The organism is Gemmatimonadota bacterium (assembly GCA_016713785.1).
GTDB lineage: Bacteria > Gemmatimonadota > Gemmatimonadetes > Gemmatimonadales > GWC2-71-9 > JADJOM01.
This window is the reverse complement of sequence record JADJOM010000003.1, coordinates 775,478-801,130: the sequence shown is the minus strand read 5'-3', so window position 1 is coordinate 801,130 and position 25,653 is coordinate 775,478. Positions and strand designations below refer to the sequence as shown.

24 protein-coding genes are annotated in these 25,653 nt (G+C 70.7%); 2 read left to right on the top strand and 22 right to left on the bottom strand.

Annotated features, from left to right (window positions below; translation table 11 throughout):
• The first annotated feature begins 242 nt into the window (after nt 1-242).
• Both IPJ95_11515 and IPJ95_11510 read left to right on the top strand, forming a co-directional pair.
• Entirely contained in the window at nt 243-1,538 is a 1,296-nt protein-coding gene (locus IPJ95_11515; GenBank protein ID MBK7924242.1) for a hypothetical protein, read from the top strand.
• A 52-nt stretch (nt 1,539-1,590) separates the two neighbouring features.
• Nucleotides 1,591-2,670, top strand: coding sequence for a hypothetical protein (locus IPJ95_11510; GenBank protein ID MBK7924241.1), 1,080 nt, complete (start codon nt 1,591-1,593; stop codon nt 2,668-2,670).
• Here the strand turns inward: IPJ95_11510 and IPJ95_11505 are convergent.
• The 22 genes from IPJ95_11505 to IPJ95_11400 all read right to left on the bottom strand — a co-directional run bounded on the left by IPJ95_11505 (nt 2,660) and on the right by IPJ95_11400 (nt 25,652).
• A complete protein-coding gene (locus tag IPJ95_11505; GenBank protein ID MBK7924240.1) occupies nt 2,660-3,784 on the bottom strand; it encodes an NAD(P)H-dependent oxidoreductase in 1,125 nt (374 codons plus the stop codon). The two genes, IPJ95_11510 and IPJ95_11505, sit on opposite strands and share 11 nt — an antisense overlap.
• A gap of 111 nt (nt 3,785-3,895) precedes the next feature.
• A complete protein-coding gene (gene fabF, locus IPJ95_11500; protein MBK7924239.1) occupies nt 3,896-5,137 on the bottom strand; it encodes a beta-ketoacyl-ACP synthase II in 1,242 nt (413 codons plus the stop codon).
• 1 nt (nt 5,138) lies between these two features.
• Nucleotides 5,139-5,378, bottom strand: coding sequence for an acyl carrier protein (locus IPJ95_11495; GenBank protein ID MBK7924238.1), 240 nt, complete (start codon nt 5,376-5,378; stop codon nt 5,139-5,141).
• A gap of 42 nt (nt 5,379-5,420) precedes the next feature.
• The gene (gene fabG / locus IPJ95_11490) at nt 5,421-6,164 is read right to left on the bottom strand and encodes a 3-oxoacyl-[acyl-carrier-protein] reductase (protein ID MBK7924237.1); all 744 of its coding nucleotides are present in this window, start codon (nt 6,162-6,164) and stop codon (nt 5,421-5,423) included.
• A 14-nt stretch (nt 6,165-6,178) separates the two neighbouring features.
• Complete coding sequence (gene fabD, locus IPJ95_11485; GenBank protein ID MBK7924236.1) at nt 6,179-7,099, bottom strand: ACP S-malonyltransferase; 921 nt, start codon at nt 7,097-7,099, stop codon at nt 6,179-6,181.
• Between the two features lie 8 nt (nt 7,100-7,107).
• Entirely contained in the window at nt 7,108-8,097 is a 990-nt protein-coding gene (locus tag IPJ95_11480) for a ketoacyl-ACP synthase III (protein ID MBK7924235.1), read from the bottom strand.
• Complete coding sequence (plsX, locus tag IPJ95_11475; protein ID MBK7924234.1) at nt 8,097-9,086, bottom strand: phosphate acyltransferase PlsX; 990 nt, start codon at nt 9,084-9,086, stop codon at nt 8,097-8,099. The genes IPJ95_11480 and plsX overlap by 1 nt, the downstream gene beginning before the upstream one ends.
• 26 nt (nt 9,087-9,112) lie before the next feature.
• On the bottom strand, nt 9,113-9,295 hold the full coding sequence (rpmF, locus tag IPJ95_11470) for a 50S ribosomal protein L32 (protein MBK7924233.1): 183 nt from the start codon (nt 9,293-9,295) through the stop codon (nt 9,113-9,115).
• Between the two features lie 9 nt (nt 9,296-9,304).
• The gene (locus tag IPJ95_11465; protein ID MBK7924232.1) at nt 9,305-9,760 is read right to left on the bottom strand and encodes a DUF177 domain-containing protein; all 456 of its coding nucleotides are present in this window, start codon (nt 9,758-9,760) and stop codon (nt 9,305-9,307) included.
• Between the two features lie 101 nt (nt 9,761-9,861).
• Nucleotides 9,862-10,269: a nucleoside-diphosphate kinase gene (gene ndk, locus IPJ95_11460; protein ID MBK7924231.1), complete on the bottom strand. Its 408-nt coding sequence runs from the start codon at nt 10,267-10,269 to the stop codon at nt 9,862-9,864.
• An 82-nt stretch (nt 10,270-10,351) separates the two neighbouring features.
• A complete protein-coding gene (gene sucD, locus IPJ95_11455; GenBank protein ID MBK7924230.1) occupies nt 10,352-11,224 on the bottom strand; it encodes a succinate--CoA ligase subunit alpha in 873 nt (290 codons plus the stop codon).
• A complete protein-coding gene (sucC, locus tag IPJ95_11450; GenBank protein ID MBK7924229.1) occupies nt 11,221-12,360 on the bottom strand; it encodes an ADP-forming succinate--CoA ligase subunit beta in 1,140 nt (379 codons plus the stop codon). The genes sucD and sucC overlap by 4 nt, the downstream gene beginning before the upstream one ends.
• A gap of 107 nt (nt 12,361-12,467) precedes the next feature.
• Nucleotides 12,468-14,903, bottom strand: a complete 2,436-nt coding sequence (locus IPJ95_11445; GenBank protein MBK7924228.1) for a UPF0182 family protein — start codon at nt 14,901-14,903, stop codon at nt 12,468-12,470.
• Between the two features lie 60 nt (nt 14,904-14,963).
• Nucleotides 14,964-16,331: a phosphomannomutase/phosphoglucomutase gene (locus IPJ95_11440; GenBank protein MBK7924227.1), complete on the bottom strand. Its 1,368-nt coding sequence runs from the start codon at nt 16,329-16,331 to the stop codon at nt 14,964-14,966.
• Nucleotides 16,328-17,830 (bottom strand): NADH-quinone oxidoreductase subunit N, encoded by a 1,503-nt coding sequence (locus IPJ95_11435; GenBank protein ID MBK7924226.1) that lies wholly within the window; start codon nt 17,828-17,830, stop codon nt 16,328-16,330. Before IPJ95_11435 ends, IPJ95_11440 begins: the two co-directional genes overlap by 4 nt.
• Before the next feature lie 2 nt (nt 17,831-17,832).
• A complete protein-coding gene (locus IPJ95_11430; GenBank protein ID MBK7924225.1) occupies nt 17,833-19,395 on the bottom strand; it encodes an NADH-quinone oxidoreductase subunit M in 1,563 nt (520 codons plus the stop codon).
• The gene (gene nuoL / locus IPJ95_11425) at nt 19,392-21,461 is read right to left on the bottom strand and encodes an NADH-quinone oxidoreductase subunit L (protein ID MBK7924224.1); all 2,070 of its coding nucleotides are present in this window, start codon (nt 21,459-21,461) and stop codon (nt 19,392-19,394) included. The genes IPJ95_11430 and nuoL overlap by 4 nt, the downstream gene beginning before the upstream one ends.
• A complete protein-coding gene (nuoK, locus tag IPJ95_11420; protein MBK7924223.1) occupies nt 21,461-21,757 on the bottom strand; it encodes an NADH-quinone oxidoreductase subunit NuoK in 297 nt (98 codons plus the stop codon). Before nuoK ends, nuoL begins: the two co-directional genes overlap by 1 nt.
• Nucleotides 21,757-22,320 (bottom strand): NADH-quinone oxidoreductase subunit J, encoded by a 564-nt coding sequence (locus IPJ95_11415; protein ID MBK7924222.1) that lies wholly within the window; start codon nt 22,318-22,320, stop codon nt 21,757-21,759. The genes nuoK and IPJ95_11415 overlap by 1 nt, the downstream gene beginning before the upstream one ends.
• Nucleotides 22,317-22,817: an NADH-quinone oxidoreductase subunit I gene (locus IPJ95_11410; GenBank protein MBK7924221.1), complete on the bottom strand. Its 501-nt coding sequence runs from the start codon at nt 22,815-22,817 to the stop codon at nt 22,317-22,319. The genes IPJ95_11415 and IPJ95_11410 overlap by 4 nt, the downstream gene beginning before the upstream one ends.
• Nucleotides 22,818-22,845: 28 nt before the next feature.
• Entirely contained in the window at nt 22,846-24,075 is a 1,230-nt protein-coding gene (gene nuoH / locus IPJ95_11405; protein ID MBK7924220.1) for an NADH-quinone oxidoreductase subunit NuoH, read from the bottom strand.
• 8 nt (nt 24,076-24,083) lie between these two features.
• Nucleotides 24,084-25,652 (bottom strand): (2Fe-2S)-binding protein, encoded by a 1,569-nt coding sequence (locus IPJ95_11400; protein MBK7924219.1) that lies wholly within the window; start codon nt 25,650-25,652, stop codon nt 24,084-24,086.
• Nucleotide 25,653: the final 1 nt, after the last annotated feature.

Sequence of the window (25,653 nt, the reverse complement as noted above, 5' to 3'; positions counted from 1 at the left end):
CCGCGACTCATGGTGTGGGTGGACTGGGGACAAGCTGGTGAAATGGCCCTCGAACACCTCAAGTAACTTCTCATGGTGGAATGTCAGCCAAATCACAGCGCTGCAGTCGCTTCCATGCTTGTATATGATCTGCTTTCGAGCGTACGCCAAGTTCCTGCATACTTGTGCCGACAATGGGAATCGGGCTGCTGGCTCGGGCACGGGACATGTACCTTGCCCGTCCAGGCGCGAGAGGAACCACCATGTACCGCATCAGGCTGGCCTCCGGCGAGGAGGCCGTGTATCGGACCGCCGACGAGCTCGCCCTCGCCGTCCGCTCCGGCGTGCTCAACCTCAAGTCCGAGGTTTTCCACAAGGCCGCCGGCCGCTGGCTGCCGATCGAAGTGCACCCGGACTACCGGGCCGTGGTGACGGGCAAACAGCAGGCGGTCCGCACGAGCGGACACCACGAAGTGCCCGCCCTACCGCTGGAGCCGCCCCCCGTTCCCGAGCCGGAGGTCGCCCCGATCGAGTTGGTACCAGCCATCGCGTTCACGGCCTCGGATGCGGCGCCGTACCTCCCCGATTCGGTCCCCCCCATCGAGACCGAGTACGACCCCGCCCTGGACCCCACACCAGTGGCCACCGAGGCGCCCGTGTTTCACGGAGCAACCCGCGCCCGGAAGCTCCGGGTCATGCTGGCGCTGGCCATGGGGGTGGGCGGTCTCTGCCTCGTTGGCGGTGGTGCCATGCTCGCCGGTCCGCCGCTGGCTCGCTGGCTGGGTTCGGTGCGGGTGCCTTCCGGCGAGGTCCAGGAGGGGATGTCCCCGTTCGACTCCATGCCGCCGCTGCCCCACGCGGCGGACGGGGCCCTGGCCGCCGAGCCCGTCGCCCCCGCGCTGGGCCCAGCCCGGGTCGCGAGTCCCGCTGCGCCCGGCATGTATTCCCGAGCCTATCCCGCGCCGTCCGCCCCCCTGCCCCTGGGTCCGATTCCCCTGGCCAACGCGGAGCCGACCCGGGTGTCGCGGCTGCCCGCGAGCCGGAACGCGGCCCCGACCTATGTCGAGGCCTACGCCGAGGCCCGCGCGGAGATGGACGAGGGCTTCGACTATGTCCAGTTCCGCCGCGTCTTTGCCCCGAGCCGGTTCAGCGGCCCCGACAGCATCCGGGCGGCCCGCCGGACCGTCGCGGCGGCCGGGAATATCGTCCGGGTGTACCGCGGTCGCGAGGTAATGCTGGAGCAGACCTTCCGGCCCGACGATCCCGGCGGACGGGGCTCGTTGCGGGAGTCGTTCGAAACCGCGGAGTCGGCCCGCGCCCTCCTGGCCGACGTCGACAGCCTGTTTGCGCTCCTGGTGGCCCAGCAGGGGCGGTTCAGCTACGTCGCGGGGACCCTGCGCTTCGCCGAGCCGCGTACGGCCCGGGAGTACACCGAGATCCGCCGCCGGATCCTGCTCGCCCTGGCCGACTGGAGGGATGCCCGGGAGCTCGCCAGCGGGGCCACCATTCCCCGGCTGCTCCAGGCGCTCGGGACCGGCAGCCCGCCCCCCGCCCGCTGATCCCGCGCTGGTGCTTCCCGCCCGATAGGCGCCGAAGTTATACTGCTCCATCATGTTCCGTGTCCGGCTCGCCTCCGGGGAGGAGGCCGTATTCCGTTCGGTCGAAGAACTCGCCCTGGGCATCCAGAGCGGGGTGATTTCGCCTGAGGCGATGGTCTTTCACTCCAAGATCGAGCAGTGGCTGCCGATCACCGTGCACCCGGAGTACGCCGCCGCTCGTGAGCGCGCCGCCAGCCTGGTCGCCACCGTGGACCAGGAGGACCTGGCGCCACTCCCAACCGTGGGCGAGCTGGTGCATGGTGGCACCGTGCCGGTGTACCAGATGGTGTCCCAGAGCGCCCGCGAGCTGGCCGCCCGCAAGCGTCCCGGGTGGATCCTCCCCTCCGCCACCGCCGTGGCCGGCCTGATCCTGCTGGTGGGCGTCAGCCTGGCGGTGCTCCCGACCGCAGAGACCAGCGAGGAGGCGATCCGACTCCGGGACTCCTCCCGCAGCGCCCGGAACCTCCCCCCGCTCCCGGCGCCGGGGCAGCACAGCGATGCCCAGACCCGCCTTCGCATGGAGCCGTACAACCTGGCCAACCGGCTGGTGCAGACGGGGGAGATCCTCAGCGCCACCTTCTCCGACAGTGTTCGGACCCTCGGCCTTGGTGACCTGCTCGCCATGGAACGGCTGCGCAGCCAGGACAGCGTGGCCGCCCTGCTCGAGCGGCTACACGTCTTCCGGGTGCTGCGCGCCGGATTCCGGACCCGTGCCCTGGCCGTCGAGGGGGCCTACCAGGACTCCGCCAGCCGCATGCTGGCTTCCGGCCGCTGGACCCGGGCCGAGATGTCCGAGTGGCGGGTGCGGTTCATTCACCTGGAGAACATGGCGGGCGCGGCGCGGACCGAAACGCTGATCCGGAACCTCGAGGAGCTGTACACCCTTCTGAACACCGAGCGCAACCGGCTGGTGCTCGAGCCGGCCCGGGTGACCTTCCAGAAACCGGAGGCCGCGGCCGCGTACGAGCGGCTGCGGACCTCCCTGGTCAGCTACGCGACGATCGCGCCGGCGGCGGGCGAGCGCTTTCCGATCTCCCTGGCCCTGCTCATCCAGGGGCTGCGGCACTCCACCCTGCCCCCGCTCACCCGCTAGCCTCCTCCTCCGCAGCCGGCACTCCCCCCAGCCGCTGGGCCTTGCGGCCACTCCGCTCCATCGGCCGCACCGTCGCGGCCCGGTGCCGGTCCAGCAACGCCCAGAGCTCCACCGAGCGCTCCGCCAGTTCGCGGGCGGCGCCGGCGAGGGCCTCGCTGGCCCGCACCTGTCGGACGTTGGTCTCCATGTCCTCGGCGTCCCAGCCACGCGTGTGGGCGATGAACGGGAACTGCGGGAACAGGAACCCCAGCTCGCCCCAGAAGGTCAGCAGCTGCCCCGCGACCCCCTGCACGTTGTCCTGGCCCCCGGTGACGATGAACGCCGCGACCTTGCGCTGGATCAGGCACCGGTTGTGGATGGTCATCTGGTTCTGGATGCAGTTGAGGCGCTCCGCCATGCGGTAGTACAGCGCCGAGGCCTGGCCCCACCGGATGGGCGTGGCAAGGAGGACCACGTCGGCCCACTGCACCAGCCCCTCGTACACCGGGGTCAGCTGGTCCTCCGGGTCACGCTCCGTGATGGCGCAGGGCCAGGTGCAGGCCTGCGCCGCCTTGGAGTAGTTCCCCTCGCAGGCCCGGAACTGGAGCTCCCGCAGCCGCAGCAGGCGGGTCTCCGCGCCCAGGTGGGAACGGGCGTGCCCCAGCGCGGCCTCCAGCAGGTGATCCGACGTCGAGAAGCGGGGATTGCCGTCGTCCATCCCGGTGGTGGACAGGCCAAGGACGCGCGGGGGGCCCCCGGCCGGGCGAGTGTCGAGCACCGTGAGCGGATGCGGGTCGTGCCGTACCAGGCGCCGTGGCCGCACCGGGTCGGTGTCCAGGTAGACGCCGTCGGGGCGCTCCTCGATGGCAAAGACCGGCACCGCCTCCGCCTCGTATCCCGGCGGGCCCTGCCCGGTGATGAGGCTGTATTCCCAGGCGTGCCAGGGGCACATGACGAACTCACCCCGGACCTGGCCCTCGCACAGCGGGCCGCCGCGGTGGTTGCAGCGATTGCCGATGGCCCGGAACTGCCCCTCGTGGAGGAACACCGCGACCTGCTGCCGGTCAAGCTTGAGCGCCAGGGGCGCCCGGGCGGCGAGCTCCTCACGGGTACCGAGGCGGTGCCAGGTGGGCATGGAGTGGGACCGGAAGGGGGAAACACGACCGAGGGCCTTCCCTGAAGGCTGCGGCCCCCGGCGACGTTCGTCAACCGGGGGCCGCGAGGTACGCCGTGCCGCCGTGCCGGCTCAGGCCATGAAGCGCCGGACCGCCAGCGACACGTTGTGGCCACCGAACCCGAAGGAGTTGGACATGGCCACATCCACGGCGCGTTCGACCATGGTGTTGGGCGCGCAGAAGAGGTCGCACTCGGGATCGGTGTGGAACTGGTTGATCGTCGGCGGGACCTTGCCCGTCGTGGCCACCAGCATGGAGACCGCGAACTCGAGCGCCCCCGCGCCGCCGAGGAGGTGCCCGGTCATCGACTTGGTGGAGCCGAAGATGAGCGACGCGGCGTGGCTCCCGAAGACCGCCTTGACCGCCTGGGTCTCGGCGATGTCGCCCTGGGGCGTGGAGGTGCCGTGTGCATTGATGTACCCCACCACCTCGGGGCGGAGGCCGCCGTCGGCCAGGCACATCTTCATGGCGCGCTGAGCGCCCTCGCCCTCGGGTGCGGGCGCGGACATGTGGTATGCATCGCCGCTCAGCCCGTAGCCCACCACCTCGGCGAGGATCGTGGCGCCACGCCGCTGGGCATGCTCCAGGCTCTCCAGCACCACCACCGCTCCGCCATCGCCGAGCACGAAGCCGTCCCGGTCCTTGTCGAAGGGCCGGCTGGCGGTGGTCGGGTCATCATTGCGGGTGGACATGGCCTTCATGTTGGAGAAGGCGGCCACGGTGAGGCCGGTGATCGCCGCCTCCGACCCGCCGGTGACCATGGCGTCGGCGGTGCCGGCGCGGATCAGGTTGTACGACTCGCCGATGGCGTGCGCGGAGGAGGCGCAGGCCGAGACGGTGGCGTAGTTGGGGCCCTTGAGACCGTAGCGCATCGACACCAGGCCCGGGGCCATGTTGGCGATGAACATCGGCACGAAGAAGGGAGACACCCGGTCGGGGCCCTTGAGGATGTACGCGGCGCAGTTGTCCTCGTACGTCTGCATCCCCCCGATGCCGCTGCCGAGGATGACGCCCACCCGGTTGGGGTCGGGCACCTTGCCCTCGAGCTGCGCCTGGGTCATCGCCTGGTGGGCGGCGCCCAGCGCAAACTGGGAGAACAGGTCGAAGCGCTTGGCTTCCTTGCGGTCCATGTAGGCGAGCGGGTCGAACCCCTTCACCTCGCACGCGAACCGGACGCTCAGCCGCGCCGGGTCGAACTTGGTGATGGGCGCGGCCCCGGAACGGCCCGCCAGCAGGCCGCTCCACGTGCTCTCCACGTCGGGGCCGAGCGGAGACACCAGCCCGACCCCGGTCACGACGACTCGGCGCGCCAAGCTACTTCCCGAGCTTCTCGTGCAGGTACTTCAGCGCGTCGCCGACGGTGCGCAGCTTCTCCGCCTCTTCGTCGGGGATGTCGATGTCGAATTCCTTCTCGAACGCCATCACGAGCTCGACAGTGTCGAGGCTGTCCGCGCCGAGGTCTTCCATGAAGCTGGCCTCGTTCGTGAGCTTCTCACGTTCGACGCCGAGTTCCTCGACGATGATGTCCTTGACGCGTTCTTCAACGTTGCTCATGACGTTCCTCTTGGAGAGGTGGGGGTAAAGTGGGGCCCGGGATCAGACGGCGAGTCCGCCGTCCACCACCAGGACCTGTCCGGTAATGTAGCCCGCCAGATCGGAGGCCAGAAAGAGGACGGCGCCCGCCACGTCCTCGGGGCGTCCGAAGCGGCCCAGCACGATGCCGCCCAACATGGCCGTCCGGGCCTCCTCGGGCAAGGCGCTGGTCATGTCGGTGTCGATGAACCCGGGGGCCACGGCATTGACCAGCAGGCCCCGGCTGCCGTACTCCTTGGCCACCGACTTGGTCAGGCCGATCAGCCCCGCCTTGCTGGCGGCGTAGTTGGCCTGGCCCTTGTTGCCGGTCAGGCCGATGATGCTGGTCACGTTGATGATCCGGCCGGCGCGCCGCTTCATCATGCCCTTGAGCACGGCCTTCGTGGTGTGGAAGGCACCGGTGAGGTTCGCCTCGAGCACCTCGTGCCACTCGGACTCGCTCATCCGCAGGAGCAGGTTGTCGCGGGTGATGCCGGCGTTGTTCACCAGGATGTCCACCGGGCCGAGCGCCTGCTCCGCCTGGGCCACCGCGGCCTCGACCTGGGCTCCATCGGCCACGTCGCAGGCCACCCCGCAGGCCCGCTCCCCGAGCTCCGCGGCCACGGCCTCGGCGCGGGCCTGGTCCCGGCCCACGATCGCCACCCGGGCCCCCGCCTGGTGCAGCGCACCGGCCACCGCGCGGCCGATGCCGCGGGTGGACCCGGTGACAAAGGCGGTCTTGCCGCCGAGATCGATGGGATGCGCCATGCGTCCGGTCGCCGTCAGCTGGTGGTGAGGAACGTCTCGACGTCGTCGGCGGTGCCCAGTGTGAGCGTGGGCGCCCCCGGCACGATCCGCTTGAGCAGGCCGGCCAGGACGTTGCCCGGGCCGACCTCGACGAACGTGGCGCCGGGCGCCAGCACCGCCGCCTGCTGCATGCACCCCACCCAGCGGACCGGCGCGGTGAGCTGAGCCGCGAGCAGGGCCCGCGCGCGGGCCGCGGTGGCCACCGGCTCCGCGCTGGCGTTGGCCACGATCGGGACCCTCGGGTCGGCGAAGGTGGCCCCCGCCAGCGCCTCCGCCAGGCCGGCGACAGCCGGCTCCATCAGCGGGGAGTGGAACGCCCCGCTCACCTTGAGCCCGATCACCCGCTTGGCCCCGCGCGCCTTGCACCCCGCCCCCGCGCGTTCCACCGCCGCCGGGTCGCCGGAGAGGACGGTCTGGTCGGGCGCGTTGAGGTTGGCCGCCACGGCGACTTCGGCGCCGGTGGAGGCCTCGGCACAGGCCGCCTCGACCTGGGCGGTGTCGAGCCCCAGCACCGCGGCCATGGCGCCAGGCCGGCGGGTGCCTGCCTCGTACATGAGTTCGCCGCGCCGGCGCACCAGCCGCGCGGCGCTGGCGGCATCCAGCGCGCCCGCGGCCACGTAGGCGCTGTATTCGCCAAGGCTGTGGCCGGCCGCCGCGCGGAGGGTGGGACCAAGCCGCTCCCCCACCACCGCCCACACCGCGGCGCTGTGGGCCAGGATCGCCGGCTGGGTGTTGTGAGTGAGGGTGAGTTCCGCCTCGGGGCCCTCCCACATGATCCGGGAGAGGGCCACCCCGAGGGCGTCGTCGATGCGGGCAAAGGTGTCCCGGGCCTCGGGAAACCGCTCGGCCAGGTCCTTCCCCATGCCGACCCTCTGGGCCCCCTGGCCGGGGCACATGACCACGGTCACCACCGGATCACCGCGCTGCCCCAGGTGAACCCCGCGCCGAACGCCACGAGCAGCACCAGCATGCCCGGCTGCAGCCGCCCGGTCGCCTCCGCGTGCGCCAGCGCCATCGGGATCGAGGCCGCGGAGGTGTTGCCGTACCGGTCGACGGTCACGACCACCTTCTCGGGCGGGATCCCGCCGTGCTTGGCGGTCGCGTCGATGATCCGCACGTTGGCCTGGTGCGGCACCATGAGGTCGATCGCGTCCGGCGTGATGCCCGCCCGTCGGATGGCCTCGTCACAGGCCTCCGCCATGGTGAGCACCGCGTGCTTGAAGACCTCGCGGCCGGCCATTTTCATGTAGTGCGACCGCTCCCGGACCACCTTCTCGCTGATCGGGTCGAGGGTGCCACCGCCCGGGATGTAGAGCAGCTCCGCGAGGCGGCCATCGGACTTGATGAACGTGGAGAGGATCCCCCGTCCGTCCCGGCTGCCCGCGGAGACGATCGCCGCGCCCACCCCATCGCCGAACAGGATCGCGGTGGAGCGGTCCTGCTGGTCGGTGATCGCGGTGAGCTTCTCGCCCCCGACGACGAGCACGTGCCGGGCCTGCCCGGCGCAGATGAGCCCCTCGGCCACCGTGAGGCCGTAGAGGAACCCGGAGCAGGCGGCCGACAGATCGAAGGCGGCCGCCTTCTGGGCCCCGAGGAGGGCCTGCAGGCTGCAGGCGGTCGAGGGGAGCGGCCGGTCCGGCGAGGCGGTGGCCACCAGGATGGCGTCGAGCTCGGCGGCGGTCAGGCCGGCGCGCTGCAACGCGGCCTCGCTCGCGCCCCGGGCCATGACCGACACCGGCTCGGCCGGGGAGGCGTAGCGGCGCTCCCGGATGCCGGTGCGCTCCACGATCCACTGGTCGGAGGTCTCCAGGCGGGTGGCGAAGTCCTGGTTGGTCACGACCTGCGACGGGAGGTAGACGCCGAGACCGGCGAGATGCGCGAAGGGCCGCTGCATCAGGGGCGGGACTCCGCCTCGCGGCGCGCGAACTTGGCCCCGATGTGCGCGCTCAGGTCGTGGGCGACGGCCTGGGTGGCCACCCGGATCGCGTTCTTGAACGCGTTGGGCGAGGAGGACCCGTGGCAGATGATGCTCACGCCCTTGACCCCGAGCAGCGGGGCGCCGCCATACTCGCTGTAGTCCAGGTGCCGGAACACACCGCGGATCTCAGGCTGCTGCAGCACCGCAGGCGATTCCCGCTTGACCAGCTTGACGATGAGTTTGGCCACCGACTCGTAGAACTTGAGCACGATGTTGCCGACGAAGCCGTCGCACACCACGATGTCGAGCATGCCGACCGCGGGGTGACCGGCGACGATGTCCCGGCCCTCGACGTTCCCGACGTAAGTGATCCCGGCGGCCTGCTTGAGGAGCTGGTGCGCCTCCTTGGCCGCCGCGTTCCCCTTCTCGTCCTCCTCGCCCACGTTGAGGAGCCCGACCTTGGGGTTGGGGCGGCCCAGCACATCCTGCATGTAGATGGTGCCGAGCCAGGCAAAGCCGACCAGCTCGCGGGGCGAGCAGTCGATGGTGGCGCCGGCGTCGAGGAGGAGGACGGGGTCGTCGGTGCTGGGGATGAGCGAGGCGACGGTGGCGCGCTCCACGCCCTCGTGGAGGCCCAGCAGCAGCGTGGAGCCCACCAGCACCGCGCCGGTGTTGCCGGCGGAGACCAGGGCGTCCGACGCGCCCGCCTTCTGCAGGCCGAGCCCGATGGCCAGGCTCGAGTTGGGCTTCTTGCGGATGGCGGCCAGCGGCTTCTCGTGCATGCCGATGACGTCGGGCGCATCATGGAGTTCGATGCGCGACCGGTCGACGCCGGGGTGGCGGGCCAGCTCGGCCTCGATGGCCTCGCGTCGCCCCACCAGCTGGATCACGAACCCCGGGGGGAGCTCGGTCAGGGCCTGTACGGCACCCTCGACTTCCGCCTGCGGGGCGTTGTCCCCGCCCATGGCGTCGAGAGCGATCCGGATCACCGTCAGGCGTCCTCGACCTCAATCATCTTCTTGCCCCGGTAGTAGCCGCAGGTCGGGCAGACCCGGTGCGACAGCTTCGGGGAGGTGCAGCGCGGACACGGCTGGGTGGCCACGGAGGCGGCCTTGTGGTGCCCCCGCCGGAGCCGCTTGCGGGACTTGGACGTCTTGCGCTTCGGGACAGCCATCGTGAAGCCTCAGCGAGAAGGGGCCGCGCAGCCGCACGGCCCGGTGTTGAGATCCGTCCCGCAGCGGGGACAGAGGCCGGCGCAGTCCTCGCGGCAGAGCGGGAAGGTCGAGGCCGCCAGGGCCACTTCCTCACGCACCGCCGGCCGGACATCGATCCGGGTCACAGGCGCTTCCACCGGGTAGACGGCCGGGTCGTCGGCGGCCTCCGGGTCGGCGCTGAACAGCACCTCGATATCCTGCTCGAGGGGAACCACCACATCGGCCAGGCAGCGCCGGCAGGCCCCGCGGAGCCGACCGGCCACGTGCGCGCGCCAGAAGAACTCCTCGGTCCCCGTCTCGGCCAGTCGACCCGAGACCCGCACCGGGCCCTCGAGCTGGAGCTCGAGGCCCGTGAACAACGGATCATCCGCGGCGAGCTGGCCTTCGGTCTCGACGGGGCCGTCGTGCAGCTGCCGAACGTCCACCAGAAGCATAGCCCCAAAACCTAACCGGGACAACGACTTGGGTCAAGATCACCGTTGGGCCTCCGCGAAATCTGCTCCCGGGACGGCCCGGCGCGGCCGGTTCAACCCCAGAGCCCGGCGATCTCGCTCTCCGGGAAGAAGAAGGCCACCTCACGCACCCCGTTCTCCGGGCTGTCGGACCCGTGGACCGCGTTCTTTCCCTTGGATTCCGCGTACAGCTTGCGGATGGTGCCCGCCTCGGCCTCGGCCGGGTCGGTGGCCCCCAGGATCTTCCGGAAATGGGCCACGGCATCGTCCCGCTCCAAGGCCATCGGCAGGACCGGGCCGGAGGTCATGAACCAGACCAGGTCCTTGTAGAAGGGCCGGTCCTTGTGGACCTCGTAGAACCTGGCCGCCTGGGCCTCCGACAGCCGGGTCAGCCGGGCCGCCCGGATGGTGAAGCCTTCCTTCTGGATGTGGGCGATGATCTGCCCCGCCTTGCCGCTGGCGATCGCGTCGGGCTTGAGCATGCCCAGCGTGAGGATCTTGGCCACGTCGTGTCGTCCGTGATTCAGGGTGATGGGTGCCGCGCCCCGCCGCGGGGCGCGGGATCTACTTGAGCCGCGCCTTGACCAACTCCACCACGTCCACCGGCCGCCGCATGACCGCGATCTTCGCGGCCTCGAAGGCGGCGATCTTCTCGGCCGCCGTCCCGGACGACCCCGAAATGATGGCGCCGGCGTGGCCCATCCGCCGCCCCGGCGGTGCCGTCTGGCCCGCGATGAACCCAACCACCGGCTTGGTCACGTGGTCCCGCACGAACGCGGCGGCGTTCTGCTCGTCGGTGCCACCGATCTCGCCCATCATGACGATCAGCTCGGTGCCTGGATCGTCCTGGAACGCCCGCAGGCAGTCGATGAAGGAGGTCCCGTTGAGCGGGTCCCCGCCGATCCCGACGCAGGTGCTCTGCCCGATCTTGTGCCGGGTGAGGTGGTTCACCACCTCGTAGGTGAGGGTGCCGGAGCGGGAGACCAGCCCCACCCGCCCAGGGAGGCAGATATTCCCCGGGATGATGCCCACCTTGGCGGCGCCCGGCGTGATCAGCCCCGGGCAGTTGGGGCCGAGGAGCCGGGCGCCGCGCTCGCGGACATAGGGGAGCACCCGGGTCATGTCCATGACCGGGACCCCCTCGGTGATGCAGACGACCAGCCCGAGCCCGGCATCGGCGGCCTCGAAGATGGCGCCGGCCGCCCCGGCGGGAGGCACGTAGATCACGGAGGTGTTGGCCCCGGTGGCCGTGACGGCCTCCTCGACCGTGTTGAACACCGGCACCTTGCCCTCGAACAGCTGCCCACCCTTGCCCGGCGTCACGCCGGCCACCACCTGGGTGCCGTACTCCAGCATCTGCCGGGTGTGGAACGAGCCGTCGCGCCCGGTGATGCCCTGCACCACCAGGCGGGTGCCCTTGTCGATGAAGATGCTCATGCGGCCCCCCGGACCAGCGCGACGACCTTCTGGACCGCCTCGTCCATGTCGGAGAGCGCGGTCATGCCGATGCCCTGCAGGATCTTCACCGCCTCCGCCTCGTTGGTGCCGGTCAGGCGCACCACGATCGGGACCTTCACGGGGAACTGCGACAGCGCCGTCTTGATCCCGTTGGCCACGTCATCGGTGCGGGTGATCCCGCCGAAGATATTGAAGAGGATCGCCTTGACGTTGGCGTCGCTGGTGATGATGCGGAGGGCGTTGACGACCTTGTCGGGGTTGGAACTGCCCCCGATGTCGAGGAAGTTTGCCGGCTCGCCACCGTAGAACTTGACCAGGTCCATCGTGGCCATCGCCAGGCCCGCGCCGTTGACGACGCAGCCCACGTTCCCCTCGAGCTTGATGAACGTGAGGTTGGCACGGCGGGCCTGCACCTCGCTCGGCTCCTCCGCCGACTCGTCACGCAGCAGCGCGAGGTCGGGCCGGCGATCGAGCTCGTTGTCGTCGATGGAGATCTTGGCATCGAGCGCCACGACCCGGCCGTCCGGCGTGGTCACGAGCGGGTTGATCTCCGCCAGCGAACACCCGTTGCCCGTGAAGACCTGGTAGAGCTGCTCCATGATGCGCGCCGCGGCCCGGGCCTTGGCGATATCCTGGTACAGGAAGAGCGCCAGCTGCAGCGCCTGGTGGGGCAGCAGGCCGTAGCGGGGATCAACCGCGAGCCGGCGGATCTTCTCCGGCGTCTTGGCGGCCACCTCCTCGATGTCGATGCCCCCGGCGGGGCTCACCATGAAGACGGGCCGCTGCGTGGCCCGGTCCATGATCAGGCCCACGTAGGCCTCGCTGGCGATATCCGCCGCCGGCACCACCAGGACCCGCTGCACCACCAGGCCCTTGATGGCCATGCCGAGGATCTTCTCGGCGGCTTCCGCCGCCTCGGCCGCATTCTTCGCGAGCTTGACTCCCCCCGCCTTGCCCCGCCCACCCGCGTGGACCTGCGCCTTCACGACGACGGTGCCCCCGACCCGCCGGGCGATCGCCTCGGCCTCGCTGGGCGTCGACGCGACGTCGCCGTCGGGCATCGGGATGCCCGCGGCGCGGAACAGGGCGCGCCCCTGATATTCATGGAGATTCACGATGTCCTCGGACGGCGGAGACGAACGGCGCACCCGGCGCACTGGCGGCGGGGGTGCATGGCGGGGCGGAAGGTAAGGGGTGAGCTAACCGAAAGCAAGATTGGCACTTAGGGCGATCGGAGGGTGCGCTTGAGTGCCTCCCACGCACGGGCGAAGCCCTCCAGGTCGCCGCGGGTCAGCGCCGTCTCGGCGGCATCGAGATGCCGCCGGGCCTCGAGCAGCTGGCTGCCCCTCGCGCCGGCGCTGATGATGGGGGCGGAGAGCCCGAGCAGGTTCTGCCAGGCCTCCTCGAAATCGTGCCCCGCCCCGCGCCGGTCGGGCACCGCGAGGCTCACCCACTTGAGCATCGGCTCCGTCCCCTCCCGGTGGGCAAACCAGGGCTGGTAGGCCCCCAGCCCGACCGCCGTGGGCCAGTAACGCACCGGCCCGGCCTCGAGCCGCGATCCCTCTTTTTCCACCGAGTCGCGGAGCTGCTGGAAGGTCGGGAACTTCCCCCATCGCGTAGCGAGGGCGGTGGGGTCCGGCAGGGAGACGAGGGTGTCGAGGCGGAACAGCGCGAGGTGCTCCCAGCCATCGGCCACATGCGCCTGCACGATGCCGGCGACCTCCCGGGCGCCCGCGCGGGCAAAGGGCACCACGATCGCCACCCCGCTGGTATCGGCCTCCCAGATCCCTTCCGGCGGCGGGCCGCTGACCGACACCGCCTCCCCGCGTCCGACCGCCTCTCCCAGCTCCCAGTGCGCCTGGCCCAGCACCCGGAGCTGGACCTCGAGCAGTTCGGCGGGGTATGGCAGGGCGCGCACCACCTCGGGCGGGATGGCGGAACTGGGCCGGATGAGGCTGTCCGTCAGCACCTGCCATTCCTTGGCCACCTCCCCTGCCCCGTGCCGGAGGTAGATGTCGGTGGCCCCGGATTCCGCGTTGACCACCGCCACGAAGCCCGCCACGAGCGTGCCGATCCAGCGCCCGCGCCAGCGCACCCGGCTGGAGCCGGGGAACGCGTCCGAGGCGAGATAGCCGTCGACCAGCCAGACCAGGTCGCCCCCGAGGAGCCGGGGCACGGGGGTGCCCCACACGGCGAAGGGGGCGAGCTCGCCCAGGCGCTCCACGGGGTCGAGATGCCAGAACACCCGCTCCCCTGGGGGTCCCCGGCCCAGGAGACTCGCCGACTGGAGCGCCCAGGCCAGCGTCAGCCGCCGGAGGCCCTGGCCCACGAGCACCCCGTTCGCGGCGCTGTCGAGCACGCTGGTCGGGCCGCGGGGCCACAAGCCCCGGGGCGGGAGGAGCAGGGATGGCGCGCCCCCGGGCGTCCGCAGGCTGTCCGCATCGTGGACCAGCAGCGGGTGCCCGAGCGAGGAGGTCTGGTCGTCGAGCAGGACGGAGACCACCGCCCCGGCCTCGGCCCGGTCGCGGACCAGGATCCAGGCGGGCCGTTGATGCTGCGCGAGGGTCACCACCGCGCGGTCCGCCGCGACCAGCCGCCCGGAGTCGGCGCTGGTGGCCGCCGCGGCGAGGTTGGCATGCCAGAGCGCCACCGGCCGCGGCGGGTCGAGGGGCGCGCTCTCGGTGGCCAGGGTGGTATCGCGCAGCGCCGTCATGCCGTAGGCGAGCTGGTCGAGGTGGCGCCGCACCCCAGGCTCAAGCGCCGCCTCGGGGTCCGGCCCCAGGAACGCCGGGATGATGTGGTGCCCGAGCAGGGAGGCGGCCGCGAGCACCGACCAGACGGCGGCCAGGAGGCGGTGATTGCCGCGGAGCGCCCACCAGAGCGAGAGGAGGGCCGCGCCACCGGCGATCCCGGCGAGCGCCAGCGCCGCCCCGGCGCGGAACTCGAAGAGGCCGCTGTGCACGGTCCCGATGATGCCGCCGATGAGCTCGTAGGGTTCGAGCAGGTACCCCCAGGCCAGCGCCAGGGCGAGCAGGACGGCGAGGCCGCCGAGATGCAGGCGGGCGGGCGGCTTCACGGTGAGGCGACGGTCTGCCCAGGTGATGGCCCGGATCAGGGTGTACAGCGTGGTGACCCCGAACAGGGCCAGCAGGGTCAGCAGCACGATGTAGCCATGCAGCTGGCGCCACAGCGGGAGCCGGGTGAGGTAGAACCCGATGTCCCGGGCCAGCAGCGGGTCGCTCTCGCCGTAGTGAAGTCCGCTCCACCCGACCAGAAGGGTCGGTGCCCAGCCCCCGGCGCCCCGCCCCGCCACGAAGCCCAGGATGAGGCCACAGGCGATCCCGAGGGCGCCGATGGCGCGGAGGTTCACGGCCTCGGAGATCTCGAGGTTGCCCAGGCGGCTGCGGACGCGGACAGCCCCGATGGCCTTGTGGACGAGGAGGAGGTGCAGCACGAACCAGAGGCAGGCGATCGCGACGCCCGCGGCCTCGAGCCCGGAAGCCAGGAGCGTCCAGCGGGTGATGAAGCCGGCCGCGCCAGCGGAGAGTTGTGCCGCCCACCACCGCTCGGTGACGAGGACGGCGGCCCACCGCCCCGCGAAGAGCAGGGCGACCACGGCCAGGAGAATGACCGCCAGCCGCTGGGCGCGGGGGGACATGTGCGTGAAGCTAACCGGCGGCGAGGGGCGGACAAGCGGGCGGCGGCCGCCGCCGCGGCGTCAGCCCCGCCCCGCCGCGGCGAGCCAGCCCTCGACCTCGGCGCGATAGGCATCGAGGGCCGCCTGGTCGGTGGCCTCGAAGCGGAGCACGAGGATCGGCTGGGTATTGGAGGCCCGGACCAGTCCCCATCCCTTGGGAAAGGTCATCCGGACCCCATCGATGGTATTCACCGGATAGCGGGCGGCGAAGTGCTTCGCGGCGCGAGCCACCAGGCCGAACTTGGCCTCCTCCGGGCAGTCCACGCGGATCTCCGGCGTGGCGAAGGTGACCGGGAGGTCAGCCAGGAGCGGCGCCAGGCCGCCCCGTCCCGCCGCGACGATCTCGAGCAGGCGCGCGGCCGCGAAGAGCGCGTCATCGAAACCGAACCAGTCCCCCCCGAAGAACATGTGCCCGCTCATCTCGCCCGCCAGCGGCGCGTGCAGCTCCTTCATCCGCACCTTGATGAGCGAGTGGCCGGTCTTCCACATCTCCGGCCGGGCCCCCGCGGCGGCCAGCGCCTGGGGCAGCACCTCGGAACACTTCACGTCGAAGATCACCGGCGCCCCGGGCCCGAAGCGGCGCACGGCATCGCGGCCATAGAGCACCAGGAGCTGGTCGCCGTAGATCACCCCGCCGGTCTCGTCCACCGCCCCGATCCGGTCGGCATCGCCGTCGAAGGCGATCCCCAGCTCGGCGCCGGTCCGGCGCACGACCGACTGCAGGTCGCGCAGGTTTTCGAGGACGGTCGGATCGGGGTGGTGGTTGGGAAAGCTGCCGTCGGAGTCACAGAAGAGCGGGATGACCTCCGCGCCGAGCGCCTCGAGGGTGCTCACGGCGATGAGGCTGCCGACGCCATTGCCGCAGTCCACCACCACCCGGACCGGCCGGGCCAGGTGGTGGCGCTCGACGATGGCCTGCCGGTAACGGCCGAGGATGGAGCCGTCGGCGCCCTGCGCGCCGACGCCCTCGCGCCAGCCCTCCAGGCTGATGATCTCGTGCAGGCGGAGGATGTCCTCGCCGTGCAGCGGGTCGCCCGCGAGGACCATCTTGAAGCCGTTGAACTCGGGGGGATTGTGCGAGCCGGTGACCTGGAGCCCGCCGTCGGTCCCGAGCGCGTGCACGGCGAAGTAGAGCGCGGGGGTGGGCAGCTGGCCCACGTCGATGGCGGTACCGCCGGTGGCGGCGATGCCCTCGCGCACGGCCGCGGCCAGGGCGTCACCGGAGGGCCGGTTGTCGCGCCCGACGGCCAGCCGCGGCGCGCGACCGAGGCGCTCCCAGCCGAGCGTCGCGTAGGCCTGCCCCAGCGCCCGGGCGAACGCGGGGGTCAGCTCGGCGCCGACCACCCCGCGGACATCGTACTGTCGAAAGACGGACCGCGGGACGTTCAACGGCCGGCCACCAGCTGGCCGGCGGTCACGATGAGCGACTCGGCGGCCGCGTTGGCCAGCTGCAGGACCGGCGTGGGGTAGATCCCGAACGCCAGGACCGCGATCACCCCGATGGCCACGGCCAGCCGTGCCGTCCCGGCCAGGCCGCGGTCGAAGTAGACCAGCGGGGCCCGCGCGGGCCGCATGTACATGGCCATGATCACCGGCATGTAGTAGCCCGCGGACACGATGCTGGTGAGCACCAGGAGGACGGCGAGCACGGCGTGCTTGGTCGCCACGATCGAGGAGAGGATGTACCACTTCCCGATGAAGCCCACGGTGCCGGGGAACCCCAGCAGCGACAGCATGCACACCGCGAGGGCGAAGGCCATCCACGGCCGGGTCTCGGCGAGCCCGCCGACCTCGGCCAGGGTCACGTCGCGTTCGCCGTCCCGGCCCAGGGCCCCGAGGAGCGCGAAGGCGGCGATCGAGGTCAGGCCGTACCCGACGAGGTAGAAGGTGAGGGCCGAGATGCCGAGGGGGCTGCCGGGCCACAGGGCCGCGAGCAGGTACCCGGCATGCGCCACGGAGCTGTAGGCCAGCATCCGCTTGAGCGACTTCTGGGCCAGCGCCACCAGGTTCCCGAGCACCATGGTGGCCACGGCGAGCCCGAAGAGGATGGGCTGCCACACGAGGAGCGAAGCCTGGAACGAGGTATACAGCACCCGTGCCAGCGCGATGAACCCGGCGGTCTTCACGGCGGTGGCCATGAACCCGGCGACCGGCGTCGGGGCGCCATCATAGACGTCGGGCGCCCACATGTGGAACGGGACGGCGGCCACCTTGAACCCGAAGCCGATCACCAGCAGGCCCAGGCCGAGCTTGCCCATGAGGCTCAGGTTGCCCTGCCCGAACTGCGCGCCCACCTGCACGATGTTGGTGGTGCCGGCCGCGCCGTAGACCAGGGCGATCCCGTAGAGCAGGAAGCCGGAGGCGAAGGCCCCGATGAGGAAGTACTTGAGGGCCGCCTCGGCGGAAAAGGCGCTGCCGCGGTTGTAGCCGGCGAGGACATACACGGCCACCGACATCGTCTCCAGGCCGAGGAAGAGCACGATGAGGTCCTGCGCGTTGACCATGAACAGCAGGCCCACCACGGCCAGGAGCAGCAGCACGTAGTACTCCGGCGCCACCAGTCGCTCCCGCTCGAGGTAGCCGAGCGAGGAGAGCACCGACCCGGCCGACACCAGCAGGAGCAGGGCGGAGCCGACGTACCGGAAGCCATCGAGGGCCACCATGCTGCCCAGGCCGGGCTCCTCGGGCGTGTTGGCCGCGAGCCAGGCGAGGGCCGCGGCGGCGAGCAGCAGGCTGCCGAGGGCCAGCCAGCCCGCGCGCCGGCTGTCGGCGGGACCGTCGTGGCGCCAGGCCACGACGAGGAGGACGGCCATGGCGGCCACGCTGAGCACCACTTCGGGCAGGAGGGCCAGCCCCATCCCCGCGGGGGTGGTCGGATCGATCGGCATGTTCACGGGCGCTCCGCGGTGGAGCGGTTGAGGGCAGTCGCGGGGCCGCGCTCGAGGCCCGGCTGGACCAGCTGCACGTAACGGCGGGCGGCGGCATCCATCCGGTCGAGGACCGGCCGCGGGTAGAGCCCCATCCACACCATCCCGATGATGAGCGGGAGGATCACGACCAGTTCCCGCAGGCTCAGGTCCTGAAGGTGGGCGTTCTCCGCCTTGTCGAGCCGGTTGAAGAGGATCCGCTGCAGCGCCCAGAGCAGGTAGGCGGCGGCGAAGATCACGCCGGTGGTGGCGATCCCGGTGGCCCAGGGGAAGCGGCCGAAGCTGCCCAGGAGGACCAGAAATTCCCCCACGAAGCCGTTGAGGCCCGGCAGGCCGATGGAGGCCAGGGAAGTCACCACCAGGAGCAGCGAGAAGACCGGGATGACCCGGGCCAGCCCCCCGAAGGCGGCGATCTCCCGGGTATGGCGGCGCTCGTAGAGCATGCCGATCAGGAGGAACAGCGCCCCGGTGGACAGGCCGTGGCCGATCATGATCATCAGGGCGCCCTGCACCGACTGCAGGGTGGCGGCCCAGATGCCGAGCATCACGAAGCCGAGGTGACTCACCGACGAGTACGCCACCAGCTTCTTCACGTCGGGCTGCACCAGGGCCACCAGCGCGCCGTAGACGATGCCGATCACGGCGCAGGTGACGACGATGGAGGTCACCACCGGGGAGAGGGCCACGTCGGGGAAGAACGGCACCGCGAACCGGAGGAAGCCGTAGGTCCCCATCTTGAGCAGGACGCTGGCCAGGATGACCGAGCCGGCGGTGGGGGCCTCGACGTGCGCATCCGGCAGCCAGGTGTGGAACGGGAACATGGGCACCTTGATGGCGAACGCCACCGCGAACGCGGCGAACAGCCATGGCGCGAGGGTGCCCATCGCCGGCGCCGCCTGCAGGAAGGCGTCGTAGGCGAAGCTCGGCATGCCGGTCTGGTCGTAGACCTGGAACATCATCACGATGATGGCGACCAGCATGAGCAGCGAGCCCGCCATGGTGTACACGAAGAACTTGATGGCGGCGTAGAGCCGGTTCCGGCCGCCCCAGATCCCGATGATGAAGTACATCGGGATGAGCATCACTTCCCAGAAGACGTAGAACAGGAACATGTCGAGCGCCAGGAACACGCCGAGCATGCCGGTCAGCAGCACCAGCAGCAGGCCGTAGTACAGCGGCTCGCGCGTCTGGATGTAGTTGAAGCTGGCCAGCACCGCGAGGGGCATGATGACGGTGGTGAGCAGCACCATGAAGAGGGACAGCCCGTCGAGGCCCACCGCGTAGCGGATGCCCCAGTGGGGCAGCCAGGGGCCGCCGACGGCGAACTGCATCACCGGCGTGGAGGGATCGAAGGCCCACCAGAGCCCGAGCGAGAGCACCAGCTCGACGACGGTGACCCCGAGCGCGATCTGCCGGGCCCGGGCCGCCGGCGCCAGCGCGATCGGCAGCACCCCCGCGAGCGGCAGCAGGATGAGCGCGTTGAGGATCCAGTGCTCGTAGTTGATGAGGGCAAGGAAGTCGGTCATCGCCAGGCCACCATTCCGAGCACGTAGAGCGCGCCCACCAGGAAGAGCACCACGTAGACGCTGACCTGGCCGGACTGGAGGCGTCCGCCCAGCCACCCCAGCGCGCGGGACAGCCCGGCGGCGCCGTTCACCCCCGCCCCGTCGATCAGGCCCTGGTCCACCTTCTTCCAGAGCAGCACGCGGGAGATCACCTCGATCGGGCGCACCACGAAGGCATCGTACAGTTCATCCACGTAGTACTTGTGGTAAAGCACCTTCCACACGCCGGTCTCGGCGGGGGCGTCGTGCGCCGGCACGGTGGCGGCCTTCCGGGTGAGGGTCCAGCCCAGCCCGAGCCCCACCACGGCGATCAGCACCGCCCCGGCCACCAGCATGGTCTCCGCCGAGCCCTCCGGCAGCACCGGGGCCGTGCCGAGTCCCTCGGCCACGCTGTTGCCCACGGACAGCACCGGCTCGAGCCAGTGATGCAGGGCCCCGTGCGAGGCGCCGATGGCCGGGAAGAACTCCGGCAGGTTGAGCCAGCCGCCGAAGACGCTGAGCAGGCCCAGGACCAGCAGCGGCCCCGTCATGATCCACGGCGCCTCGTGCAGGTGGGTCCGCTCGGCCTCGCCGGTCCGGTTGGCGCCGAAGAAGGTCAGGGCCACCAGGCGCGCCATGTAGAACGCGGTGAGCAGCGCCGCCACCGCGCCCATCGCCCAGAAGAGCCGGAAAATCGGCTGGTGCTCGCCGCGCCCGAAGGCGAAGGCCAGGATCTCGTCCTTGGAGAAGAAGCCGGCAAAGGGCGGGATGCCGGCGATGGCCAGGGTCGCCAGGATCATCAGGCCGGCGGTGACGGGCATGTACTTCGCGAGCCCGCCCATGTTGCGCATGTCCTGCGCGTCCTCGTGGCTGTGGGTGGCGTGATACGCGTGGTGCATGGCGTGGATCACGCTGCCCGAGCCGAGGAACAGCAGGGCCTTGAAGAAGGCGTGGGTCACCAGGTGGAAGACCCCGGCGGTGATCGCCCCGGTGCCGACGCCCAGGAACATGTACCCGAGCTGCGAGACCGTGGAGTAGGCCAGGACCTTCTTGATGTCATACTGGCGGAGGCCGATCGTCGCGGCGAAGAGCGCGGTGAGCGCGCCGACGCCCGCGACGACCGTCTGCGCGGCGGGCGCCAGCGCGAACAGCACGTTGGCCCGCGCCACGAGGTAGACGCCGGCGGTCACCATCGTGGCCGCGTGGATGAGGGCCGAGACCGGGGTCGGGCCCGCCATGGCGTCCGGCAGCCACGTGTAGAGCGGGATCTGCGCCGACTTGCCGGTGCAGCCCAGGAAGAGGAACAGGGTGATCGCCGTGATCATCGGGGCGCCGGCCGCCATGACCTGGGGCGCGCGCTCGAAGACCTCGGCATAGCTCAGCGAGCCGGTGGCCTGCCAGATCAGGAACATCGCCACCAGGAAGCCGAAGTCGCCGATGCGGTTGACGATGAAGGCCTTCTTGCCGGCGTCGGCGTTGGCCTTCTCGGTGAACCAGAAGCCGATCAGCAGGTAGGAGCAGAGGCCCACGCCCTCCCAGCCGATGAACATCATCGGGAAGGAGGCCCCGAGCACCAGCACCAGCATGAACATCACGAACAGGTTGAGGTACGCGAAGTAGCGGGCGTAGCCGTCGTCCGCCTTCATGTACCCCACGCTGAAGAGGTGGATCAGGCTTCCCACCCCGGTGATGACCAGCAGCATGACCATGGACAACTGGTCGAGCTGGAAGGCGAAGGCCAGGTGGAGGTCCCCGACGGGGATCCACTGCCACAGCGTGGCGACCTGGGTGGCGTGCGGGTCCGCGTGCCAGACGTGGGAGTACTCGTTGTAGAGGCTGAGGGCGACGCCGAAGGCCCCGAGCAGCACGCCGGGCCCCACCAGCGAGACCGCGGTCTTGGCGGCGGGCCGCCAGAGCGCGAGGGCCCCGTTGAGCAGGAACCCGAGCAGCGGCAGCCCGAGCACCAGCGCGATGGGCAGGACCGGCCCCGAGGCCTCGGGCGCCCCGCCCGCGGCCAGCGCGGGGAGGAACGCAAGCGGGAAGTGCATCAGCCCCTGAGCAGGTTGATGTTCTGGAGGTCCACCGACTTGTGGTGCCGGTAGATCGCGAGGATGATGGCGAGGCCCACGGCCGCCTCGGCCGCCGCCACCGTCATCACGAAGAAGACGAACACCTGCCCCGAGAGCCCGTGGGCGGTGGACAGCGCGACGAACGACAGGTTCACGGCGTTGAGCATCAGCTCCACGCACATGAAGATCACGATCGCGTTGCGGCGGAGCAGCACGCCCGCCACCCCGATGGTGAAGAGCAGGGCCGAGACGGCCAGCGAGGGTCCGAGCAGCATCAGATCCTCCGCTTGGCCAGCACCACCGCCCCGACGATGGCCGTCAGGAGCAGGATGCTGGTGAGCTCGAAGGGTACGAGGTACTGCTCGAACAGCGGCTTGGCGATGTCGCCCGGCACGCCGCGCTCCAGGGTGGCCTGGGCCGCGCCCAGGCTGCTGTCGAAGACCATCCGCGGATCGGCCAGCACGGTGGAGCGAGTGTACTCGAGGGCCAGCCGCTCGGCGCTGTACCCCACCAGCGAGGGCACCAGCTGGCTGGCGAGCACCCCGGCCAGCAGCACCGCCACGAACCAGGTCGGGGTGCGCTGCAGCGCGGCGTCCTGGCGGCCCAGGTTGAGCAGCATGATCACGAACAGGAAGAGGACCATGACGGCGCCGGCGTACACCAGCACCTGGATGACCCCGATGAACTGGGCCTGCAGCAGGAAGAAGATCCCCGCCAGGCAGAGCATGGTGCAGATGAGCCAGAACGCCGAGGCGATCGGGTTCCGCATTACCACCACCAGCAGCGCCGAGATCACCGCCACGGCGGCGAAGAACCAGAAGACCTGCTCGACCATCATTCGCCTTTCGGGTCAGTGGGGTCCCACAGCGTCGAGACCGGGTGGGTCTGCGACGACAGCCGCTCCAGGTCGTAGACGAACCGGTCCCGGCTGTACTCGGCGTTCTCGTAGTGGACGCCGACGTGGATCGCCTCTTCGGGGCACACTTCCTGGCAGTAGCCGCAGAACACGCAGCGGAACTCGTCGATCTCGTAGATCAGCGGGTACCGGTGGCCGTTCTCGTCCTCGCCGGGCACCAGCTTGATGCAGTTGGCCGGGCAGATCTGGGGACAGAGGCCGCAGGCCACGCACTTGGAGCGGCCCTGCTCGTCGGTGAGCATCCGGTGGGTGCCGCGCCACCGGGGCGCAATGGTCCACGCGCCGCGCTCCGCCTCCGGGGCGCTCTTCTCCTCGGGGTACTGCATGGTCACCTTCGGCTCCAGCATCTTCTTGAAGGTGATCGCCATGCCCTTGAGCGTGGCCCGGACGTAGGAGACGTCCTTCTCGGGCCGCTTCATGACCTTCACGCCGATTGCCATAAGCTCCTCAGGCCGCCCGGCGGTCGAGGCCGCCCGAGGCCGCGCCGCGCTTGCGGGAGCCGCTGATCAGCAGGCCCCGGTCGAGCACGATGAACACGATGTACCCCAGCCCCACGTTGATCAGGGTGAGCACCAGCAGCCGGATGCCCGGGCTGGTCACGCCCGCCACGGTCTCGATCAGGTAGATCGCCGTGGCGATCAGCATCACGTAGGCAAGCGCGATCGGCATCAGCACCTTCCACCCGAGCGCCATCAGCTGGTCGTAGCGGAACCGCGGCAGGGTCCACCGGATCCACATGAAGAAGAACAGCCAGAAGAACACCTTGAGGAACATCATCCCGCCGGTGGCGATGGTCTGCAGCACCCCGGGAGTCTCGTCCCAGTGGGTGAACGGGATGTCCCAGCCGCCGAGGAAGAGCGTGGTGACCATCGCCGACACCGTGACCATGTTGGCGTACTCGGCGATGAAGAACATCGAGAACTTCATCGAGGAGTACTCGGTGTGGTACCCGGCGATCAGCTCCGACTCCGCCTCCGGCATGTCGAACGGCAGCCGGTTGGTCTCCGCGAACCCCGCCACCAGGAAGTTGTGGAAGGCCAGGAACAGCGGCAGGATGAACCAGCCGAACAGCCCCGCCTGCTGGGCCTTGATGATCTCGCCGAAGGCCACGTTGCCGGTCAGCAGCAGCACCGGGACCACCGACAGCCCCATGGCCACTTCGTAGGAGATCATCTGCGCGCTGGCCCGGAGCCCGCCGAGCAGGGCGTACTTGCTGTTGGAGGACCAGCCCGCCAGCGCGATGCCGTACACGCCCATGGAGCTCACGGCGAGGACGAACAGGAACCCGACCGGCAGGTCGGCCACCGCCATGGGCATCAGCGCGTCGTAGTGGAACCGGCCCAGCAGGGGCAGCGCGAAGTCGAACTGCACCGGCAGCGGCGCCGCCCAGTGGATCACCGAGGCCAGGGTCATCGCCGGGATGAACGACAGCGCCGGGGCCAGGGTGAAGAGCACCCGGTTGGCCATCCCCGGGAAGGTCTCTTCCTTGATGATGTTCTTGATGCCGTCGGCGGCCGGCTGCCCCAGGCCCCAGAAGCCCACGCGATTGGGGCCCAGCCGGTACTGCATCCAGGCCGAGACCTTCCGCTCCATCAGGGTGAGCAGCGCCACGCCGACCATGGTCACCGTGAAGACCACCAGCAGCTTCACGATGGTGACCAGCAGGAAGCCCTTCATCTCCGGTGTCATGCGGGCACCCCGTCGGCTCGACGGCCCGGCGACTGGACGGCACGCCCGTTCAGTCCCAGATCCGCATAAGTGACGCCCCCGAGCGCGGGCACCGTGGCGGCCGCCGCGGCAAAGGCCTCGGCCGCCGACCCGAGGTCGGCCCCGGCGGCGCCCGCCGCCACCCACCAGGCCGGCCGCGCCATGCCGGGCGCGGTGCGGGCCTGCTGGAAGCGCTGCACCCGCAGGTCGCGGTTCACGAAGGTCCCGCTCTCCTCGGCCACGGTGGTCACGGGGAGCACCAGCTCCGCGACGGGCAGCACCTGCGCCAGCGTGGTCCCGAGCACCACCACCGCGGCCGCACCGCCCACCAGCGCGGCTTCGGCGTCGGTGAGGGTCACGTCCAGCAGCAGCACCAGGTCGGCGCCGGCGGCCGCCCGCACGGCCCCGGCCCAGTCGGTCCCGTAGCCGACCAGCCGGGCGCCATCCGCGTTGGGGGCCCGCTCCTTTCGGAGCGCGAGGCCGGAAACCCCCTGCAGCGGCTCCTCCTGCTCGGCCAGGGGCACCTGCACCGCCGCGGTGACCCGTCCCTGCCCCGCAAGCGCCCGCAGCTGGGTCAGGGCCTCGACCGAGGCGCCCGCCGAGGCGAGGAGCACCACCGACCCGCCCTTGCGGGCCAGTCCGCCGAGACGGGCCAGCGCCGGTTCCCAGTCGGTGGCCACGTGGTGGCCACCCTCGCGCGCCAGCGGCGCCTCGATGCGGTCGCCGCGGTTCATCCAGCGGTAGTTCATCCGGCCGGTGTCGCAGATGAAGTGCCGGTTGACCTCGAGGTTGGCGCGGGGCCGGATGCGGACCACGAGGTTGTCCCGGGTGTCGAGCGTGACGTTGCACCCCTGCGAGCATCCGGTGCAGACGCTGGCGGTCTTGTCGAGGTCCCAGGCCCGGGCCTTGTGCAGGAAGTCGCGGGAGATGAGCGAGCCGACCGGGCAGAGGTCCACGACGTTTCCGGCCCACGGGTGGTCGAGCAGCTGACCCTCGTCGATGCCGATGTGGGCCCGGTCGCCCCGCTCCGAGACGTTGAGCACCGGCGCCCCGGCCACGTCATCCATGAAGCGCACGCACCGGGTGCAGAGGATGCAGCGATTGGCCACGTAGAGGACGTCGGGCCCGAACTCCTCGACCGGGTTGTAGCGCTTGGCGTAGTCGCCGTAGCGGGTCCCGGCCTGGCCCTCCTGGAACACGTAGTCCTGCAGCTCGCACTCGCCGGCCTGGTCACAGATGGGACAGTCGAGCGGGTGGTTGATGAGCAGGAACTCGAGCACCCCGGTGCGCGCCTTGCGGGCCTGCGCGCTGTCGGTGTGCACCACCTGGCCCTCGGCCACGGTGGTGACGCACGCGGGCATGAGCTTGGGGGCCTTCTCGACCTCCACCAGGCACATGCGGCAGACCGCCGGCGAGGGCAGCGAGGGATGGTAGCAGTAGTGGGGCACCAGCACCCCCGCCTGCTTGGCGGCCTCGATGATGCTGGTGCCCTTGGGCACCTGCACCTGCAGGCCGTCGATCGTGACCGTCACCAGATCCTGGGTCATA

Bases quoted from the DNA above. Each gene is read 5' to 3' on its own strand.
- IPJ95_11515 (MBK7924242.1), top strand. From the start codon at position 243: ATGTACCGCATCAGGCTGGCCTCCGGCGAGGAGGCCGTGTATCGGACC.
- IPJ95_11510 (MBK7924241.1), top strand. From the start codon at position 1,591: ATGTTCCGTGTCCGGCTCGCCTCCGGGGAGGAGGCCGTATTCCGTTCG.
- IPJ95_11505 (MBK7924240.1), bottom strand. From the start codon at position 3,784: ATGCCCACCTGGCACCGCCTCGGTACCCGTGAGGAGCTCGCCGCCCGG.
- IPJ95_11495 (MBK7924238.1), bottom strand. From the start codon at position 5,378: ATGAGCAACGTTGAAGAACGCGTCAAGGACATCATCGTCGAGGAACTC.
- fabG (MBK7924237.1), bottom strand. From the start codon at position 6,164: ATGGCGCATCCCATCGATCTCGGCGGCAAGACCGCCTTTGTCACCGGG.
- fabD (MBK7924236.1), bottom strand. From the start codon at position 7,099: ATGTGCCCCGGCCAGGGGGCCCAGAGGGTCGGCATGGGGAAGGACCTG.
- IPJ95_11480 (MBK7924235.1), bottom strand. From the start codon at position 8,097: ATGCAGCGGCCCTTCGCGCATCTCGCCGGTCTCGGCGTCTACCTCCCG.
- plsX (MBK7924234.1), bottom strand. From the start codon at position 9,086: ATGGGCGGGGACAACGCCCCGCAGGCGGAAGTCGAGGGTGCCGTACAG.
- rpmF (MBK7924233.1), bottom strand. From the start codon at position 9,295: ATGGCTGTCCCGAAGCGCAAGACGTCCAAGTCCCGCAAGCGGCTCCGG.
- ndk (MBK7924231.1), bottom strand. From the start codon at position 10,269: ATGCTCAAGCCCGACGCGATCGCCAGCGGCAAGGCGGGGCAGATCATC.
- sucD (MBK7924230.1), bottom strand. From the start codon at position 11,224: ATGAGCATCTTCATCGACAAGGGCACCCGCCTGGTGGTGCAGGGCATC.
- IPJ95_11445 (MBK7924228.1), bottom strand. From the start codon at position 14,903: ATGTCCCCCCGCGCCCAGCGGCTGGCGGTCATTCTCCTGGCCGTGGTC.
- IPJ95_11435 (MBK7924226.1), bottom strand. From the start codon at position 17,830: ATGCCGATCGATCCGACCACCCCCGCGGGGATGGGGCTGGCCCTCCTG.
- IPJ95_11430 (MBK7924225.1), bottom strand. From the start codon at position 19,395: ATGACCGACTTCCTTGCCCTCATCAACTACGAGCACTGGATCCTCAAC.
- nuoL (MBK7924224.1), bottom strand. From the start codon at position 21,461: ATGCACTTCCCGCTTGCGTTCCTCCCCGCGCTGGCCGCGGGCGGGGCG.
- nuoK (MBK7924223.1), bottom strand. From the start codon at position 21,757: ATGCTGCTCGGACCCTCGCTGGCCGTCTCGGCCCTGCTCTTCACCATC.
- IPJ95_11415 (MBK7924222.1), bottom strand. From the start codon at position 22,320: ATGATGGTCGAGCAGGTCTTCTGGTTCTTCGCCGCCGTGGCGGTGATC.
- IPJ95_11410 (MBK7924221.1), bottom strand. From the start codon at position 22,817: ATGAAGCGGCCCGAGAAGGACGTCTCCTACGTCCGGGCCACGCTCAAG.
- nuoH (MBK7924220.1), bottom strand. From the start codon at position 24,075: ATGAAGGGCTTCCTGCTGGTCACCATCGTGAAGCTGCTGGTGGTCTTC.
- IPJ95_11400 (MBK7924219.1), bottom strand. From the start codon at position 25,652: ATGACCCAGGATCTGGTGACGGTCACGATCGACGGCCTGCAGGTGCAG.